At 65.5% G+C, this 18,179-nt stretch carries 16 protein-coding genes; 9 read left to right on the top strand and 7 right to left on the bottom strand.

Annotation, left to right across the window (positions count from 1 at the left end; translation table 11 throughout):
• Positions 1 to 12 precede the first annotated feature (12 nt).
• Both ACXZ1M_RS25190 and ACXZ1M_RS25185 read left to right on the top strand, forming a co-directional pair.
• Complete coding sequence (locus ACXZ1M_RS25190) at positions 13 to 1,458, top strand: efflux transporter outer membrane subunit (protein WP_459050334.1); 1,446 nt, start codon at positions 13 to 15, stop codon at positions 1,456 to 1,458.
• 16 nt (positions 1,459 to 1,474) lie between these two features.
• Complete coding sequence (locus ACXZ1M_RS25185; protein ID WP_459050333.1) at positions 1,475 to 2,623, top strand: HlyD family secretion protein; 1,149 nt, start codon at positions 1,475 to 1,477, stop codon at positions 2,621 to 2,623.
• A gap of 100 nt (positions 2,624 to 2,723) precedes the next feature.
• On the opposite strand, the gene ACXZ1M_RS25180 is transcribed toward ACXZ1M_RS25185, so the two are convergent.
• From ACXZ1M_RS25180 to ACXZ1M_RS25170, 3 genes are read right to left on the bottom strand one after another with little or no spacing between them, the layout of a single operon-like run.
• Positions 2,724 to 4,262, bottom strand: a complete 1,539-nt coding sequence (locus tag ACXZ1M_RS25180; protein WP_459050332.1) for a hypothetical protein — start codon at positions 4,260 to 4,262, stop codon at positions 2,724 to 2,726.
• Between the two features lie 51 nt (positions 4,263 to 4,313).
• The gene (locus ACXZ1M_RS25175) at positions 4,314 to 4,586 is read right to left on the bottom strand and encodes a hypothetical protein (RefSeq protein WP_459050331.1); all 273 of its coding nucleotides are present in this window, start codon (positions 4,584 to 4,586) and stop codon (positions 4,314 to 4,316) included.
• 54 nt (positions 4,587 to 4,640) lie between these two features.
• A complete protein-coding gene (locus ACXZ1M_RS25170; protein WP_459050330.1) occupies positions 4,641 to 5,138 on the bottom strand; it encodes an Lrp/AsnC ligand binding domain-containing protein in 498 nt (165 codons plus the stop codon).
• 99 nt (positions 5,139 to 5,237) lie between these two features.
• Between ACXZ1M_RS25170 and ACXZ1M_RS25165 the strand changes: the two genes are divergently transcribed.
• The 3 genes from ACXZ1M_RS25165 (at position 5,238) to ACXZ1M_RS25155 (ending at position 8,508) form a co-directional block, all read left to right on the top strand.
• The gene (locus ACXZ1M_RS25165) at positions 5,238 to 6,521 is read left to right on the top strand and encodes a D-amino acid dehydrogenase (RefSeq protein ID WP_459050329.1); all 1,284 of its coding nucleotides are present in this window, start codon (positions 5,238 to 5,240) and stop codon (positions 6,519 to 6,521) included.
• 118 nt (positions 6,522 to 6,639) lie between these two features.
• Positions 6,640 to 7,476 (top strand): HDOD domain-containing protein, encoded by an 837-nt coding sequence (locus ACXZ1M_RS25160; RefSeq protein ID WP_459050328.1) that lies wholly within the window; start codon positions 6,640 to 6,642, stop codon positions 7,474 to 7,476.
• Positions 7,477 to 7,482: 6 nt separating this feature from the next.
• Complete coding sequence (locus ACXZ1M_RS25155; RefSeq protein ID WP_459050327.1) at positions 7,483 to 8,508, top strand: transporter; 1,026 nt, start codon at positions 7,483 to 7,485, stop codon at positions 8,506 to 8,508.
• Here ACXZ1M_RS25155 and ACXZ1M_RS25150 read toward each other — a convergent pair.
• Positions 8,456 to 8,980: a hypothetical protein gene (locus ACXZ1M_RS25150; RefSeq protein ID WP_459050326.1), complete on the bottom strand. Its 525-nt coding sequence runs from the start codon at positions 8,978 to 8,980 to the stop codon at positions 8,456 to 8,458. The two genes, ACXZ1M_RS25155 and ACXZ1M_RS25150, sit on opposite strands and share 53 nt — an antisense overlap.
• 124 nt (positions 8,981 to 9,104) lie before the next feature.
• Between ACXZ1M_RS25150 and ACXZ1M_RS25145 the strand changes: the two genes are divergently transcribed.
• From ACXZ1M_RS25145 to ACXZ1M_RS25135, 3 genes are read left to right on the top strand one after another with little or no spacing between them, the layout of a single operon-like run.
• The gene (locus tag ACXZ1M_RS25145) at positions 9,105 to 10,322 is read left to right on the top strand and encodes an MFS transporter (protein WP_459050325.1); all 1,218 of its coding nucleotides are present in this window, start codon (positions 9,105 to 9,107) and stop codon (positions 10,320 to 10,322) included.
• Complete coding sequence (locus ACXZ1M_RS25140; RefSeq protein ID WP_459050324.1) at positions 10,319 to 10,939, top strand: helix-turn-helix transcriptional regulator; 621 nt, start codon at positions 10,319 to 10,321, stop codon at positions 10,937 to 10,939. The genes ACXZ1M_RS25145 and ACXZ1M_RS25140 overlap by 4 nt, the downstream gene beginning before the upstream one ends.
• A 35-nt stretch (positions 10,940 to 10,974) precedes the next feature.
• Positions 10,975 to 13,095 carry a TonB-dependent siderophore receptor gene (locus tag ACXZ1M_RS25135; protein WP_459050323.1) on the top strand — a complete coding sequence of 707 codons (2,121 nt, stop codon included), beginning with the start codon at positions 10,975 to 10,977 and terminating at the stop codon, positions 13,093 to 13,095.
• Positions 13,096 to 13,113: 18 nt separating this feature from the next.
• On the opposite strand, the gene ACXZ1M_RS25130 is transcribed toward ACXZ1M_RS25135, so the two are convergent.
• The 3 genes from ACXZ1M_RS25130 to ACXZ1M_RS25120 are packed head-to-tail and all read right to left on the bottom strand — an operon-like array spanning position 13,114 to position 17,422.
• Complete coding sequence (locus ACXZ1M_RS25130) at positions 13,114 to 15,723, bottom strand: bifunctional diguanylate cyclase/phosphodiesterase (protein WP_459050322.1); 2,610 nt, start codon at positions 15,721 to 15,723, stop codon at positions 13,114 to 13,116.
• On the bottom strand, positions 15,720 to 16,166 hold the full coding sequence (locus tag ACXZ1M_RS25125) for a phosphate ABC transporter substrate-binding protein (protein ID WP_459050321.1): 447 nt from the start codon (positions 16,164 to 16,166) through the stop codon (positions 15,720 to 15,722). Before ACXZ1M_RS25125 ends, ACXZ1M_RS25130 begins: the two co-directional genes overlap by 4 nt.
• 2 nt (positions 16,167 to 16,168) lie before the next feature.
• Positions 16,169 to 17,422, bottom strand: coding sequence for a hypothetical protein (locus ACXZ1M_RS25120; protein ID WP_459050320.1), 1,254 nt, complete (start codon positions 17,420 to 17,422; stop codon positions 16,169 to 16,171).
• A gap of 304 nt (positions 17,423 to 17,726) precedes the next feature.
• On the opposite strand from ACXZ1M_RS25120, the gene fur reads away from it, so the two are divergent.
• Positions 17,727 to 18,179, top strand: coding sequence for a ferric iron uptake transcriptional regulator (gene fur, locus ACXZ1M_RS25115; protein WP_459050319.1), 453 nt, complete (start codon positions 17,727 to 17,729; stop codon positions 18,177 to 18,179).

Genomic DNA, 18,179 nt, shown 5'->3' with positions numbered 1-18,179 from the left:
GAAGGACGAACAATGACCACCACCACACCGTTACGCCCCGCCCTGCTCTCGCTCGCCATCGCCTTGGCGCTGGCCGGCTGCGCCAACATCGCGCCGGACAGCCACGCGCTGGCCAAGCGCGACATCGCCAGTGCCGAACTCTCGTCCGGCATCAAGCTGGCCAACGAAGGCTGGCCGCAAGCCCAGTGGTGGCTGGCCTACCATGACGAGCAACTGAACGCCATCATCAAGCAGGCGCTGGCCGGCAGCCCGACGCTGGAAGTGGCGGCCGCGCACATCGGCAGCGCGCGCTCCTCGCTGTCGCGCACCGTGGCCGACCTGGGCGTCGACATCAGCGCCTACGGCAACGCCAACCGCCAGCGCTACTCGGGCACCGGCCTGTTCCCGGCGCCCATCGGCGGCACCTACTTCACCGAAGAGACGCTGCGCCTGGACCTGCGCTACAACTTCGACTGGTGGGGCAAGAACCGCGCACAGGTGGCGGCCGCCGTCGGCGAACTGAACGCCGGCCGCGCCGACTACGCGGAAGCCGAACAAGCGCTGGCCGCCTCCATAGCGCAAAGCTACTTCCGCCTGCAAGGCGCGTGGGCGCGGCTGGCCAACACAGAGCAGCTGGCGACCACGCAAACAGCGCTGGTGCAGGACAAGGCGAAACGCATCGCCGCCGGCCTGGCGAATGCGGACGAACAGCGCGCCGCCGAAGCGGACCTGAGCCTGTTCCGCAAACAGCAGGCCGCGCTCAAGACCGACATCGAACACGAACGCGAAGCCCTTCGCGCGCTGGCCGGCGCCGACAACACCGCGCTGGCGGACCTGAAGCCGGCGGCGCTGTCGGCGGCGCCGCACGCCCTGCCCGCGCATCTCGGCATGGACCTGCTGGCGCGCCGGCCGGACCTGCAGGCCGCGCGCTGGAAGCTGGAAGCCTCGCTCAGCAAGATCGACGCCGCCAAAGCCGCCTTCTATCCCGACGTGAACCTGACCGGCTCCATCGGCCTGGACACGGTCAAGATCGAAAACCTGCTGCAAGCGGCCAGCCGCACCGTCTACCTCGGCCCCACCATCTCGCTGCCGCTGTTCGACAGCAAACGCCTGGATGCGCAGCTGGACGGCGCCCGCACCAACCGCAACGAACGCATCGCCGAATACAACCGCACCATCGTCGACGCCGTGCGCGACGTGGCGCAAGGCGGCGCGCAACTGCAAGGCATCGAACAGCAGATCGCGCAGCAAACGGCGGCCACCGCCTCGGCGCGCGCGCAGCTGGCGTCGGCGCAGGCGCGGCTCGATCGCGGCCTGGCCAACAACCACAGCGTGCTGACCGCGCGCCTGGCCCTGCTCAAGCAGCAGGACGCCGACCTGTATCTGCAACAAGTACAACTGCTGGCCGAAGTCGCGTTGACCAACGCGCTGGGCGGCGGCTATCACGAAGAAGCGCCACTGGCGACCGTCACCAAATAAATCAACGGACCACATCATGAGCACCGACACCACCAACCCCAACGAGAAAAAGCGCAAGCTCATCCTGGCGGCGATCACGCTGGCCTTTATCGCCGCCGGCGTAGCGTACGCGGTCTACTACAAGACCGTGCTGTCCAAGATCCAGGAAACCGACAACGCCTACGTGGGCGGCAACCTGGTCAACCTGTCGTCGCAGGTCACCGGCAACGTCACCGAAATCCGCGCCGACGAAACGCAGATGGTGCAGGCCGGCGCGCCGCTGATCCAGCTCGACGCGGCCGACGCCGACATCGCACTGGCGCAAGCGGACGCGCGGCTGGGCGCGGCCGTGCGCCAGCAACGCCAGCGCTACGCGGACGTAGCGCAGTACGACGCCACCATCGCCCTGCGCAAGCTGCAGCTGAAGAACGCCGAGAACGACTTGGCGCGGCGCAAGCCGCTGGCGGCCGACCACACCGTCTCGGGTGAAGAAGTCGAACACGCACGCCAGGCGGTGGAGGACGCGCGCGCGGCCATCGCGGTCGCGGTCAAGCAGGAAGAAGCTGCCAAGGCCGGCGTGAGCGGCGTCTCGATGGCGCAGCATCCGGCGGTGCAGGCGGCCAAGGCCGACTACGTGCAGGCATGGCTGGCGTCGCGCCGCAACACGATATTGGCGCCGGTGTCGGGCTACGTCGCCAAGCGCAGCGTGCAGATCGGCGCGCGCGCCACGCCGGGCACCTCGCTGATGGCGATCGTGCCGCTGGATCAGCTGTGGGTCGACGCCAACTTCAAGGAATCGGAATTGAAAAACATCCGCGTCGGCCAGCTGGCCAAAGTGGAAGCGGACATGTACGGCAGCAAAGTGGAATTCCACGGCCGCGTGGTGGGTCTCTCGGCCGGCACCGGCAGCGCCTTCTCGCTGCTGCCGGCGCAGAACGCCAGCGGCAACTGGATCAAGGTGGTGCAACGCCTGCCGGTACGGATCGCGCTCGATCCGAAAGAGCTGAAAGAACATCCGCTGCGCATCGGCCTGTCGACCACGGTATCGGTGGACATCAGCAAAACCGACGGCCCGGTCCTCGGCGCGGCCATGCCGCAAACGCCGGTCTACACCACGCAATCGCTGACGCAGCCGCTACAACAAGCCGCCACCGCCGCCGACGCCATCATCGCCCGCAACCTTTAAAAAATTCGGGGTCAGTTCCGACATTCGGACACGAGCCCAGCCGTAGCGCCAGCTAGGGCTGGGCTCGTGTCCGAATGTCGGAACTGACCCCGAATTTGGGCTAGCGCTGCAGCTCGGCATCCAGCTGGCGGATGGCGGCTTGGGCTTGGGTGATGACGCGGTCGGCTATCCTTTGCCGCATGCCGGGGACGCGGCCGGCGGCTTCGGCTTCCAGCAGGATCGGCGTGAGCAGCTGCAGCGCCGAGTCGCGGAAGCCTTCGGCTACCTGGTCCAGCTGCGCGTTGAAGGATTGCTCGGCCGCTTGCAGCTGCTTGCGCAGTTCTTCTTCGAATGCGACGCGCTTGTCGCGGATTTCGGTGCGCTTGCGCTTGCCGCCGTCGGTGAACCATTTGAACGCGCCCGCCAGCAGCACCGCGCCGCCGACAAACGGCGCGACCGGCGCCACCACCGGCAACACCACCGCCGCGCCGATCAGGTAGGCCGCCGTGCCGGTGCTGGCCGCCACCGCCGCGCCGCTCACCAGCGTGACATTGGCCGCTGTGTCGAGCTTGTTGACGATGCGCGTGCCGATGCGCATGCGCGGCATCAGCTTGGCCAGCGCCGCGTGATGCTGACGCTGGAATACCGTGGCCTGCCCCAGCTTCATCCCGGACTGGAACAGCCGCAAGTCTTCCTGCAGCAGTTGCAAGGCCTGCTCCTTGCGCCGCACGATGCGGTCCAGCCGCCGCTCCATTTCCTGCCCAAACTGGTTGCGGCTGATGCTGGCCCAGACGTCGTCGTCCTTCCATTTGTCCGTGTTGAGGCGGTCGCTCATCGCCAGTTCGATGGCGTTGCCGGCGTCGTGCACGGCGTCGTCGATTTCCTCGACCAACAGGCGGCGCTCGTGGGCAATGCGCTGTTCGACCAGCACCAGCCGCTGCGCCACTTGGTTTTTCAAGTCGCTGGCGGCGTTCACCAGCGAGGTGGCCGCCGCTTCGCCGACCGACAGCGCACGCGCCTGTTCGAGGTAGCTGCTGATATCGTGCGTGATCGAGGCGGTGGTGTTGCTCACGATTTCGCGCAGCGCGACCTGGTCGATTTCGCCGGACTGGAAGTTGCGCGCGTGGGCGACCAGTTCCTGCTGGCCGGCGGTGCGGCCGAAGTCCGCCACCGTGTCCGCCAAGGAGCGGCCGCGCACCAGGCGCCGCGCTTGTTCGCCGAGGTTGGCCAGGATGCCGCGCTCTTCGGTATGAGGCAGGCGCGTCAGGTGTTCCGGCGACAGGCGTACGGACAGGGCCTTGGCCAGGCGTTGGGCCAGCGTGCGGGCGTCGGCGCCGTGCAGCGCCAGCAGCGGGATGACCATGCCCAGCGCCTGCTCGCGTGCGGCCTGGTCGATGCCGGTGCAGCTGCGGCTTAGTGCGTTCAGCGCCCAGTCGACTTCGACGCCGGATTCGATGGCGTTCAGGACCAGGGCGGTGAAGACGGCGGAGGATTGGCCGTCGCCGGCGATCTCGGTGACAGCGGCGAACTGGGCCAACGTGAGGCTGCCCTGGTTAGCGGCGATCGCACCCACCGCTCGCGCGTAGGCGGAGCTGAAGCTTTGATCGGAAGACAAATGCTCATCCAGCGAGCGCACGACTAGCTGCGAGGGACTATTCACTCCTGCTCCAGTTGGTTGTGATGCCATTATGGCATTGTAACTGAAGCGAACCTAGCGAGGCAGGTAGCGAATGATGGCAATGACGGTGCCGATAGTAATGGTCGTCTGAGCGACGAAAAACGTGAACATCCACATCAGCATCTCAACTTTGAATTCCTTCAGCTGCAACTTGATCTCGGCCCGTACCCACTCCTTGGTGGCAAGCTGCTCCGTAAGGTGTTCGAGCACTTCGCCCAGCGCATCGGCATGTACCTGCGCCTGCGCCGGCGGCACGCCGCCCTCTTCAAGCGTCTTGCGGTATTTGGTGGATTCGGTGGAGTTCATGGGAACAGTATGCGTCGCCATCGGCCGAATGCAAGCGCCACACTTTGATGCAGATCAGCCCTTCACCACTTCAGTCGACAAGGTCAGCGTTTCCTTGATTTCCTCCATGACGACATAGCTTTTCGACTGCGCCGCCCCAGGCAGACTGAGCAGCATATCGCCAAGCAGCTTGCGGTATTCCGCCATTTCATGAATGCGCGCCTTGATCAGATAGTCGAAGTCGCCCGACACCAGATGGCACTCCTGCACCTCCGGAATGCGCAGCACCTCGCGCCGGAATTGCTCGAACGCCGGTCCCGACTTCTGGTTCAGCGTAATCTCCACAAACACCAGCAGCTTGGCGCCCAGCGACGGCGGATCGATGCGCGCGTGGTAGCCGGTGATCACGCCGTCCCGCTCCATGCGCTTGACCCGCTCGATGGTCGGCGTAGTCGACAGCCCCACCTGCTCGCCCAGGTCTTTCATGGAGATGCGGCCGTCCTCCTGCAGGATCTGCAATATCTTTCGGTCAAGCTTGTCCAGCCCGCGAACCGACTCTTTCTGAATTCTCATGAAAATCCACTGTTTTATCAACGATATATAGTGACAACCACTACTCAAACGAGAATACCATAGCTGAATATCTGGTAGTTAAATAATCAGGGGGACAGCATGCGTGTAGTGATCTTGGGTAGCGGTGTTATCGGCGTCACCAGCGCCTACTATCTGGCCAAGGCCGGCCACGACGTGACGGTACTCGACCGCCAGCCCGGTCCCGCCCTGGAAACCAGCTTCGCCAACGCCGGCCAGATCTCGCCCGGCTACGCCTCCCCATGGGCCGCGCCCGGCATTCCCCTGAAAGCCATGAAATGGATGCTGCAGCGCCACGCGCCGCTGTCCATCACGCCCGACGGCACGCTGTTCCAACTGCAATGGATGTGGCAGATGCTGCAGAACTGCAACGCCGAACGCTACGCCGTCAACAAGGAACGCATGGTGCGCCTGGCAGAATACAGCCGCGACTGCTTCAAGGCGCTGCGCGCTTCCACCGGTATCGAATACGAAGGCCGCCAGCAAGGCACCACCCAGCTGTTCCGCACGCAGGAGCAGATGGACGCCGCCGCCAAGGACATCAGCGTGCTGGAAGAAACCGGCGTACCGTATGAATTGCTGAGCCGCGAACAACTGATCGGCGCCGAACCCGGCCTGGACCGCAACAAGCTGGTCGGCGGCCTGCGCCTGCCGAACGATGAAACCGGCGACTGCCAGCTGTTCACCAACCGCCTGACCGCCATGGCCGAAGAACTGGGTGTGAAATTCCGTTACAACGTGGACATCACCGGCCTGGTCAGCGACGGCGACAGCATTCGCGGCGTCAAGTGCGGCGACGAACTGGTGACCGCCGAATCCTTCGTGGTGGCCCTGGGCGCCTACTCGACCGAGCTGCTGAAGAACCTGGTGAAGATTCCGGTCTACCCGATGAAGGGCTATTCGATCACCGTGCCGATCGTCAACGCCGACGCGGCACCGGTCTCCACCATCCTGGACGAAACCTACAAGATCGCCGTGACCCGCTTCGACGACCGTATCCGCGTCGGCGGCATGGCCGAGATCGCCGGTTTCGACAAGCGCTTGAATCCGCGTCGCCGCGAGACGCTGGAAATGGTGGTCAACGACCTGTTCCCCGGCGCCGGCAATACCGCCGAGGCCAGCTTCTGGACCGGCCTGCGCCCGATGACGCCGGACGGCACGCCGATCGTCGGCCGCACCGGCCTGCGCAACCTGTTCGTCAACACCGGCCACGGCACGCTGGGCTGGACCATGTCCTGCGGCTCGGCGCAACTGCTGTCGGACATCATCTCGGCCCGCCGCCCGGCGATCCGCGCCGACGACCTGTCGGTCAGCCGCTACAGCACCGAACGCGGCGCCCGCGCACCGCAACTGGTCAACGCTTAAGCAGCGGATCGCCGTTCACGGCGCGATCTGTCGCATTGCCGCCCTATCTTCCGCCCAAGCCGCAATTACGCGGCGCCGGGCGTTGAGATTGGGGCCAAGCCTGCGTATAATTTTGACCATGAACAAACTAGAAGCATACGGCCATATCGCCGCCCTGGCCATTCGTGGCGAACTCGTCTTCCCTACCAGCGTCAATGCGGCGTTGCGCGTACAGCTCGCGTTGGATGATCCCGACTGTCCCATCGACACCGCCATCAGCCTGGTGCTGGCCGAGCCCTTGCTGGCCGCGAAAACCGTGGCGATCTCGAATTCGGCCATGTTCAACCGCTCCGGCGTGGTGGTGACCAATGTGCGCGGCGCCATCATGCGCATCGGCTACCAGAATCTGTACGCGCTGGCCGCCGCCATGGTGGTGCGCCAGTTCGGCAGCAAGATCTCCGATCCGGCCCTGCGCGCCAAGGCCGAAAAGCTGTGGGACCACACCATTGCCGTGTCCGCCTTGGGCCGCCTGATCGCCCGCCACGTCACCGGCGTGAACGAGGATACCGCGCTGTTCGCCGGCATCGTGCACGAGGTGGGCGGCTTTTACCTGCTGTCGCGCGCCGATGAGTTCCCGGGCCTGCTCGACGAAGATACGGAAAACTGGCACTCGGCCAGCGAGGAAATTATCACCCGCGAAGTGATGCACAAGCTGTGCATCCCGGAGCCGGTGGCCGACGCCATCGAAGGCCTGCGCGACAGTTTCATGTCGATCCCGCCCGACACCCTGCTCGACACCCTGCTGCTGGCCAACCACCTGACGCCGGTGAAATCGCCGCTGCAGGAACCGCAGCGCGACCTGCCGCCGCATTCCGACTCGGCCATCGACCTGTTCATCGACGAGCAGAAGCTGGCGTCCATGCTGGAAGAAGCAAAACGCGATGCGGCCGAGATGAGCGCCGCGCTGCTGGTGTAGGTTTTGATGCAGAGCGCACCGCTGTCCTACGGTTCCGATCCATCCGGCATGGTGTGCGGCTATCTGTTCGGCCGCAGCGGCGACGGCAAGGGCCAGCCGCTCGACACCGAAGCCGTCAGCGCCTGGCTGGCGACACGCGACCAGCATCCGCAGGAATTCATCTGGCTGCACTACAACCTGGCCAACACCGCCAGCGAAAAGTGGCTGCACGAGCATCTGGCGCTGCCGGACGAATTCTACGAAAGCCTGCACGAAGGCCCGCGCTCAACCCGCATCGAGCTGGCCGACAACACCCTGATCGCGGTGGTCAACGACGTGCTGCACGACTTTACCTTCGAAGCATCCGACATTTCCACGCTGTGGCTGAGCGTCGACCGGCAGATCGTCATCAGCGCGCGCCGCAAGCCGCTGCGCGCGGTCGACAGCCTGCGCAACGCGGTGCGCAACGGCGAAACCATCCGCTCGTCGGTGGAACTGCTGATCCATTTGCTGCGCGACCAGGCCGATGCCCTGATCAAGATCGTGCGCGACGCCATCACCACGGTCGACGGCATCGAGGACAATCTGCTGGCCGGCAAGCTGACCACCAAGCGCGCCAGCCTCGGCGCCCTGCGCCGCGTGCTGGTGCGCCTGCAGCGCCTGCTGGCGCCGGAACCGTCCGCGTTGTTCCGCCTGCTGCAAAAGCCGCCGGCGTGGATGGCCGAGATCGACGCGCAGGAACTGCGCCAGTCGACCGAGGAATTCTCGATGGTGTTGGCGGACATGGCCTCGCTGCAAGAACGCATCAAGTTAATTCAGGAAGAGATCGCCGCGCTGGCCAGCGAGGCGAACAACCACAGCCTGTTCGTGCTGACGGTGGTAACGGTGTTGGCGCTGCCGATCAACATCATCGCCGGCCTGATGGGGATGAACGTCGGCGGCATACCGCTGTCGGATTCGCCACACGGCTTCATGATCATCGTGGCGATCGTCGCCAGCTTCACCGTGATCGCCGGCTGGCTGGCCTTCCGCCGCCAGCGCGACGTGCGCTAAGCCGGGGAGCGCGCAAGCGCCACGCGCCGGCGGCGACGGCGGCCACGCCCATCGCCAGCGCGATCAGGTTGTCTCGGCGGTAGGCGCTGCGCACCTGCTCCAGGCTGGCCGCTTCCTTGCCGCCGACCGACAACACATACGCCGCATAAAACTCGCCGGGCGCGAAGCCGATGCCGGTTTTCTGCTGACGCAGGAACTGAACCGTGATCGGATACATGGCGCCGTCGCGAACGGCAGCGCGCTGGCGTCCGTCCGGATCGCCCTTGGCGTACAACACCAGTTGCTGCTTGTCCGACAGGATGAAATACAGCGCGCCGCGCGTCTCCTGCTGCCACGCCACGCGGCCACGCGCCGTCTCCAGCTGCGCGGCCGAGGGAAAGCGATACTCCAGCACGCCGAACAGCGCGATCAAGCCGACACCCAGCCACAGGAAAAAATACGCCCCGCGCTGGTCGGCAAACCAGTCTCTCATGTTGAGCTTGCTCGTATGGAAAGACGCTATGATACCGCGTAGTCACGAGCTCATGACCGCCTCGCTCGGTTAATTTATAAACTTTTTTGTTTACTTATTGTCGGGCCCGGCTTAGAGTGTGGGCATGAAAACACATTTGCTTATCGCTTCGGCCTGCCTGCTGGCGCTGTTGTCGACCATCGGGGCGGCGCTGCCGTATCCTATTTTGCCGCCGCTGTTTGCCGCCGGCGCCACCAACGGCTTGAATACCTTCCTCGGCCTGCCGCCCAAGCTGCTGTTCGGCCTGGCGTTGACCATCAATCCGCTCGGCCTGCTGATCGGTTCCGCCCTGCTCGGCCCCATGTCCGACCGCTACGGCCGCCGCCCGGTGCTGCTGATCACCGCCGTCGGCGCCGCCATCGGCCACGCCGTCACGGCCGGTGCGCTGATTATCGAGAACTACCCGCTGTTCATCGTGGCCCGCTTCGTCACCGGCCTGCTGGAGGGCAGCGGTTCGGTGGCGCGCGCCATGCTGGCCGACCGCCTCGACGGCGACCTGCGCCGCAAGGCGCTGTCGTGGCTGAACGGCGCTTTCTACATGGGCTGGCTGGCCGGGCCGCTGCTGGCCGGCGCCACCCTGCAATTCGGCATCACCACACCGTTCTGGGTGGCCGTGGCCGCCCTGCTGCTGGTGGCGGCGCTGGTGGCCGTGGCGCTGCCGCGCGAAGCGCCGTCCCATGCGACCACCTCGTGGTGGCAGGTGGCGCGCGACCGTCATGCGCTCAACCTGCTGCGCGAGCCGGACCTGCGCAGCCTGTTCATCGTCACGCTGGCCTATACCTGCGGCGTGACCGCCTTCTACGAGTTCTATCCGCTGTGGCTGGTGGAAGTGCCCGGCTACGGCGCCCAGGGCATCGCCTGGGTCACGGCCGCCATGTGCGCCGTGATGACCGCCACCACCATCATCGCCGGCCGCCCGTTCAAGGGTGAACCGCTGCTGCGCGCACGGCTGTACGCCTTGACCGTGGCAGGCATCATCGCCCTGCTGGCGGCCAGCAACGCCACGCTCGGCCTGGCCTGCATCATCCTGTACGGCATTCCGCATTCGTTCTACAACGCCATCGTGCCCAACTACTGCGCCGAGCGTTTCGGCGGCGACCACGGCCAGGGCGCGGTGATGGGCCTGATCTCCACCACCTTCTGCCTGGCCAACATCATCATGGCCTTGGCCGGCGCGGTGCTGACGCTGATCGACACGCGTTTGATCCTGCTGCTCGGCGCCGCCTTGAGCGCCTGGTCGGCCTGGCGCATGCAAAGCTGGCACCACAGCATGCACGGTCGGGTGGAGGCCGCCGCGCCATGAACACCGCCGAACACACGCTGTTCCTGCTGAAAACGCGCGGCCCGCAAACCGCCCAGCAACTGGCCGCCCTGCTCGACCTGACCTCGATGGGCGCGCGCAAACAGCTGGAGTCGTGGCAGGAAAAAGGCATGGTCACTTTTGAGGAAGTGGCCGACAAGCCGGGCCGCCCGTCGCGCCGCTGGCTGCTGACCCAGGCCGGCCACGCCCGCTTCCCCGACCGCCACGCCGAGCTGACCCTTCAACTGATCGACCAGGTGCGCACCCTGTTCGGCGAAGCCGGCCTGGAAAAGCTGATCGGCTCCCGCGAGGCCGCCAGCGAACGCGACTACCGCCAGCATCTGGCCGCCAGCCGCACCCTGCCCGAACGCGTGCAGGCCCTGGTCCAGGCCCGCAGCAGCGAAGGTTATATGGCCGAACTGGAGCAGCAGGATGACGGCAGCCTGCTGCTGATCGAGAACCACTGCCCGATCTGCGCCGCCGCCCGGCAATGCCAGAAATTCTGCCGCTCCGAGCTGGATGTATTCCAGCGCGTGCTCGGCCCGGACTGCTCGGTCGGCCGTGTGGAACACATGCTGGCCGGGGCGCGGCGTTGCGTTTACGTCATTAAATCCATATAATAAGAATCATTCTCATTCTTATTCAAGGATTTCGCATGCCCCGTCACCTCACTTTGCGCCCCATGCTGCTGGCGCTGTCGATGATTTACGCCGGTTTTGCCGCAGCATCCGACACAGCGGCCGACACGCCGGCCGATGCGCCCGTAACCCAGATGCAAACCGTGACGGTGACCGGCGCCGCCGACCAGGATACCTACACCACCCGCGCCACCAGATCGGCCGGCAAGCTGGAACTGTCGCTGCGCGAGACGCCGCAATCGGTCTCCGTGGTGACCCGCGCGCTGATGGACGACTTCAAGCTCGACAACATCAACCAGGTGCTCTCCACCACCACCGGCGTGACCGTCGAGCGCGTGGAAACCAGCCGCACCTACTACACCGCGCGCGGCTTCGACGTGGTCAACTTCCAGTACGACGGCATCGGTATGCCACAGGTGTTCGGCAACGTGCAGGCCGACCTCGATACCGCGCTGTACGAGCGCATCGACATCGTGCGCGGCGCCAACGGCCTGATGTCCTCCACCGGCAATCCGTCGGCCGCCGTCAACTTCATCCGCAAGCGCCCCACCGTCGCTACCCAAGCCAGCGCCAGCGTCACGCTCGGTTCGTGGAACAAGCGCCGCGTCGAAGGCGACGTCAGCACCAAACTCAATGACAGCGGCAGCGTCGCCGGCCGCGCCGTGCTGGTGCACGACGACAGCGACTCCTACCTGGACCGTTATTCGCCGAAAAAGAACCTGGCCTACGTCGTCATCGACGCCAAACTGGGCGACGACACACTGCTGACCGTCGGCCACACCTACGAAGCCAACCGCAGCAAGGGGCCGATGTGGGGCGCCCTGCCGCTGTACTACACCGACGGCACACCGACCAACTACCCGGTGGGCGCCAGCACCTCGGCGGACTGGTCGCGCTGGGACACCACCAACAACACCAGCTTCGCTGAACTGGAGCACAAGCTGGGCGACAGCTGGACCGCGCGCGGCACGCTCAGCTACATCACCGACAAATCCGATTCCGACCTGCAGTACGTCTACGGCACGCCGGTCAAGGGCGTGGGCGGCGGCTTGTACGCCTACCCGTCGCAATACATGGCCGAGCAGAAGCAGAAGCTGGCCGACCTCTCGGTGGACGGCAAGTTCGCCCTCGGCGGCCGCGAGCACGACCTGAGCTTCGGCTACAGCTGGTCCAAATCCACCCTGAACGACCGCTCCAACTACGGCCAGGGCATCGGCACAGAACTGCCGGGCCAGACCGCGTTCGACGGCAGCTATCCAAAGCCAAGCTTCGACGCCTCGGTCGACGGCAGCAGCTACGAAGACACCCGCAACACCGTGTTCCTGGCGTCCCGCTTCAACCTGGCCGACGACTGGAAACTGCTGGGCGGCGTGAACCACACGCGCGCCAAGAGCAACGGCAACGCCTACGGCACCAGCAAATACATATCGGCCAGCAAAACCACGCCGTATGTGGGCGTGGTGTACGACATCAACCGTGTATGGTCAGCCTACGCCAGCCACACCGAGATCTTCAATCCGCAAAGCGAGATCGACGCCACCGGAGCGCCACTCGATCCGGTCGAAGGCAAGACCACCGAGGCCGGCATCAAAGCGGAACTGTTCAACAACAAGCTGAATGTCTCGGGCGCCATCTTCAAGACCAAGCAGGACAACACGGCCGAAGCGGCCGGCATGATCGGCGCCAAGACCTACTACCGCGGCGTGAATGCGGAATCGCAGGGCTTCGAGTTTGATTTGTCGGGTGAAGTGGCGAAAGGCTGGCAGGCCAGCGCCGGCCTGACCCGGTTGACCTCGCTCAAGGGCGACCAGGGCCAGGCGGTGCGCACCTTCGTGCCGCGCACCACGTTGCGTTTGAACACGACCTATCAGTTGCCTGCCCTGCCGGCGTTGAAAGTCGGCGGCACGCTGGCCTGGCAGAGCGAGACCTCGACCGACCAGGGTGGCGGCATCCGCACGGTGCAGTCGTCGTACGCCACGCTGGGCCTGATGGCGCGCTACGAGATCGACAAGCACCTGTCGCTGTCGGTCAACCTGAACAACGTCAACGACAAGAAGCACCTGACCAGTCTTTACTGGACCCAGGCCTACTACGCCGCGCCGCGCAACGGCAGCGCGACGTTGAGCTGGACTTACTAAAACCAGGCGCCGGCCGGGCTATGCAGCTACCGCCAGCCTCGGCGCCGGTGCGCCCAGCAGGGCCGCCAGCTGCAGCGGCGGCAGCGGACGGCTGAACAGATAGCCCTGCATTTCATCGCAGCCGTTCTCACGCAGGAAGGCGCGCTGCTGTTCGGTCTCCACGCCCTCGGCGATCACGCGCAGGCGCAGGCGGTGCGCCAGCCCGATGATGGAGCTGGCGATGGCCTCGTCGCCGCTGCTGCGCCCCAGGTCGCGCACAAAGGACTTGTCGATCTTCAGCGTCGAAATCGGGAACGACTTCAACGCCGACAGGCTCGAATAACCGGTGCCGAAATCGTCGATCGACAGCGACACGCCCATGGCCCGCACCTGCGCCATCTTGGCCACGGCCTGCTGCAGGTCGCGCATGATGACGCCTTCGGTCACTTCCAGCTCCAGCCACTGCGGCGCCAGGCCGGTGTCGTCCAGCGCCTGCTGCACGCGCTCGACCAGGCGCGGATCTTCGAACTGGCGCGGCGACACGTTGACCGAGATGCACAACGGCGCCAGGCCGGCGTCCTGCCAGGCGCGGTTCTGCGCGCACGCGGTGCGCAGCACCCAGTCGCCCAGCGCCACGATCATACCGCTCTCCTCGGCCAGCGGGATAAAGCGGTCCGGCCCGATGGTGCCGTGCTCCGGATGGTTCCAGCGCACCAGCGCCTCCACGCCGAACACGCGGCCATCGTGCAGGTCCACCTTGGGCTGGTACACCAGGCTGAATTGTTCTTCTTCCAGTGCACTGCGCAAGCCTTCCAGCAGCACCAGCTTTTCCTCGATGCTGGCGTTCATCTCGCGGGTATAGAACTGGCAGTTGTTCTTGCCCTTTTCCTTGGCGCGGTACATGGCGGCGTCGGCGTTCATCAGCAGGGTTTCGGCATCGGCGCCGTCGTGCGGATAGACCGCCACGCCGATGCTGCAGCTGACCTGCACCTCCTGTCCGCACAGGCTGATCGACTGCAGCACCGCTTCGCGCACGCGCTCGATCACCTGCGCCGCGCCGATCGCCGATCCGGTTTCACTCAGCAGCAGCACGAATTCGTCGCCGCCGAAACGGCCGACGGTGTCGCTGGCGCGCAGGCAGCCGGACATGCGCTCGGCCACCACCTTCAGCAATTCGTCGCCGGCGTTGTGGCCCAGGCCATCGTTCACCAGCTTGAAGCCGTCGAGATCGATGAAGGCCACCGAGACCGAGCCGCCGCTGCGCTGGGCCTGTGCGATGGTCATGTCCAGCCGGTCGGAAATCAGGCTGCGGTTCGGCAGGCCGGTCAGCGTGTCGTGGTGCGCCAGGTGCACCATGCGTTCCTCGGCCAGCTTGCGCTCCGAGATGTCGCGCACGATGGCGACAATGCCGCCGCGCACCGCCACCACCTGCTGATGCAGCCAGCGCGCGCGCAGCTGCGGCACGGTGCTTTGCCATTCCTGTTCATGCACGCCGCCCTTGCGGGTGACGTCGATCAGGTGCGTCAGCATGCCGTTCGTGCGCGCATCTGGAATCAGCGTGCACAAGGTGGTACTGCACAGGAATTGCTTGCTGCTGCCGGTCATCTGCTCGGCGCGCTGGTTGGCGTCGACGATCTTGAAATCGACGATGGCGCCGCGCGCATCGCGCACTTCGCGCATGACGAAAAAGGCGTCGAGGCTGGCGGCCGACGCCGCCGCATACGTCTCCTGCGCGCGCCGCATGCGGGCGCGGGTGCGCGCGCCCTGCCACGACCATAGCCACAACAGGCCGGTGACGGCCACCAGCGCGCCGCTGAGGATGCCGGCCTCCCAGATTTTTTCGCGGCGCTGGCGCTCGAAGCCCAGCATCAATTCCTGTTCGTCCAGGCCGATCAGCACGTTCAGGCCGATGCCATGCAGTTCGCGCATGCCGCTGTACTTGCCGGCCGGGCCGTCCAGCCGCTGACCGAAGGACAGCTTGTCGCCGGTACGCAGCGCGCGCACCACGCCGTCCGTGCCCACCAGCCCAAGCCGGCCATGCTCGCCCAGGCGGCTGCGTTCATAACTGCTGGTGAAGTAGGCCGGGTCGGTTTCGACGATGACGATGCCGGCGAAATTGCCGTCGGCGTCATCGAGCCGGCGGGTGAAATGCAAATGCCACTCGCTGTTGGCGGCGTCGCGCGTGGCCGGGCTGACGTAGGTGGCGCCGCTGTCGCGCTCCATGTGGAATTTGAAGTAACCCTGGTCGGCCACCGATATCGACGGCGCGACCGGATTGCTGGCCACCGTGATGCCGTTGCGGTCGACGATGCCGACCACGAACACCACGCCCGGCGGCAGCAGGCCTTCGCGGCCCAGCTCCGGCAAGGCGCCCAGCGCGCCCTTGCGCTCGACCGCGTACTTCAACACGCGCAAGGTCTGCTCGATGCCGTCCACGCTGCGCGCCACCTGCGCTTCGTAGGTGCCGAGCATCTCCTGCAGCGAATCGGTGGCCGCCTCCTGCGCGTGTTCGCGCTCGGCGTCGATCTCGTGGAAGGCGACCACCCAGATCGCCACCAGCAGCAGCATGGCGAACAAGGGCAGCGACACGTGGGTGTCGAGGCCGCGCCGCAGCCAGCGCGCGCGTCGGGTTTCCCTGGCGAGGTTCATGGTGTCACCTGTATGGCTTTGACGCTGGCGTCCAGCGCCGCGCGGTCGATATAAGCGATCATGGCCGGGTTGTCGGCCACCATGCGGCGCGCGGCCACGCTGTTGGACAATTCGCGCGGCGGCTGGGCGCGGCCGGTGAACACCATCTTGGTCCAGTAGGCCTTCATCAGGGCCGGCGTGCGCGCCGCCACCTTGTTGTAGAAGGCGTCGCGCAGCGGGCTGCCGAACGGCAGGTCGAGCGGAATCGCTTCCTCGCCGCCGGGGAAGCGGCCGGTCTGCGACATGAAGATGGCCGCCACCTGTTCCGCGCTCAGCGCAGTCAAGGGACTTCTGGCCGAGACCACGACCACGAAATCCGCCGGCGACGCCTGCGCGCCGGCGCCCGCCAGCAGCAGGCAGGCCAGCAGCAGCCGCGATAAGAGTGTAAGGATAAGCTTCGGCATGGTCAGAACACGAAGTCGAGGGCTGCGCTCAGCACCGTGATCGGACGGCCCGAGCGGAAGCCCGGCTGCACGTTGATGAAGGTGCCGGTGGAGCCCTGTTGCGGCGTGATGCGGTCGGCCTGCAGCTTGAGCGCGTAGTTCGGATACAGGTCCCAGCGCACGCCGGCGCTGACGCTATGCTGGCGCGGGATCGCCGCCAGCAACCGGTTCAGGCCCGTGTTCAGCTGCGCGCCCATGGCCGCCGGCTGCGCCGGCATGCCCGCCAGGTCCAGGCCGGCCACGCTGGTTTCCATGTTGGCGCGCGAAACCGAATACACGGCGTACGGCGTGAGGTCGGCGTGGCGGTAGCCCGCGCCCAGGTAGGCGGCGGTCTTGTCGCCGAGGTAGGAATGCATATCCATGCGGCCGATCTCACCCATCGCAAACCAGTTGCCCGGATCGTAGTTGAAGCCGAGCGACATCACGCGCGAGCGCCGCGCGGACAACTCATAGCGCCCGGCCAACGCCTCGCCCTGCGGGCCGAACTGGCGCAGGCCGCCGAACAATTCGCGGGCGATGTCCACGCTCAGTTCAGCACTCATGATGCAGGCACGCAGCGTCAGCGCGCCGGTGGTGGTGGTGTTGGAGACGCCGGTCAATGCCCGCGCCCGCGCCCGCGCGCCCGGCGCCAGCGACAGTTCGGTGCGGCCGAAGAACAGCTGCGTGACGTTGTTGCCGTCGCCGGCCTGCCAGCGGTAGCTGGCGTCGACGCCGTCGCTGCTCGACAGCGGGATGGCGCCGTACAGCTCCACCGGCGGCCGCACCCACGGCAGCGCATAGCCGGCCTTGCGGTAGTCGCCGCTGAGGAACAGCGGCAGCGCGATGCGGCCGAGGCGCAGGCTCAGGTCCGGCGTAGCCTGGTACTTGACATTGGCCCACTCCACCACCGGCCCGTAACCTTCGCGCAGCGTGCGTTCGGCCACCAGCTGCAACACGGCCGACCATTTGTCGTCCAGGTTCACGCCCACTTGTACGCCCGCGCGGCTATCGACTGCGGCGCTCAAACGGTGGCTGTAGCCGGCGCTGCCCGGATTGAGGGCGTTGGCCGTGAAGTCCGACTGCTTGTCGCTGCTGTGCACCAGGCCCAGTGTGCCGAAACCGCCAACAGTCACGCGCGCGACCTCTTCGCGTGCGGGTTCCCCTGCCAGGGCCGCACAGCAGCTCAGCATGGTGAAGGTGGCCACAGAGGCCCGCATCGGCGAAAAGTCAGCGTTCATACAGAGTTCCTTACGTGCGTGCGCAGTCCGCGCAGTGCAGCGTTGGTTTGGGCTGGATGGGGGTATGGTCGGTGTCGGGCACATGGATGGGGTGCCGAACCGCGTAGTCAATCAGGTGCGTAAACTTTATACTTCCTTGAGGCAACTGTCGATACTTTAGAGCAAATACTCTCCAAAAATCACACATTTTTGGTGCAAATCGAACAATTCCGATAGCTCGGAGATAACGCTTTCAAGCGTCCATTGCCAATAGAATAAATTTGCCCTATCATGAGAATAAGAATCATTATCATTATTGAGGCCCATGGATATTCCACAAGAATTGCGCAAGCTTGGCTTAAAGGCCACCCTGCCCCGCTTACGTATCCTGCAACTGTTCCAGGAAACCAAGAGCAAGCACCTGAGCGCCGACGACGTCTACCGCCTGCTGCACGACGAGCATATCGACATGGGCCTGGCCACGGTGTACCGCGTGCTGATGCAGTTTGCCGATGCCGGCATTTTGATCCGCCGCCACTTCGAATCGGTGGCCTCGGTGTTCGAGCTGAATGAAGGCGGCCACCACGATCACCTGATCTGCACCAACTGTGGCCGCATGGAGGAATTCCTCGACGCCGAGATCGAGCAGCGCCAGGAGGCGGTGGCGGCCGAGCGCAACTTCGTGCTGCACGAGCACTCGCTGTCGCTGTATGGCTTCTGCGGCGAGTGCGCGGCCAGCATCAAGCCAATGGGCGTGAAGAAGCTGCGGCGCAATTAG

It is taken from the genome of Duganella paludis, assembly GCF_054461335.1.
The sequence above is the reverse complement of the archived record's forward strand: the minus strand, read 5'-3'. Positions and strand labels throughout refer to the sequence as shown.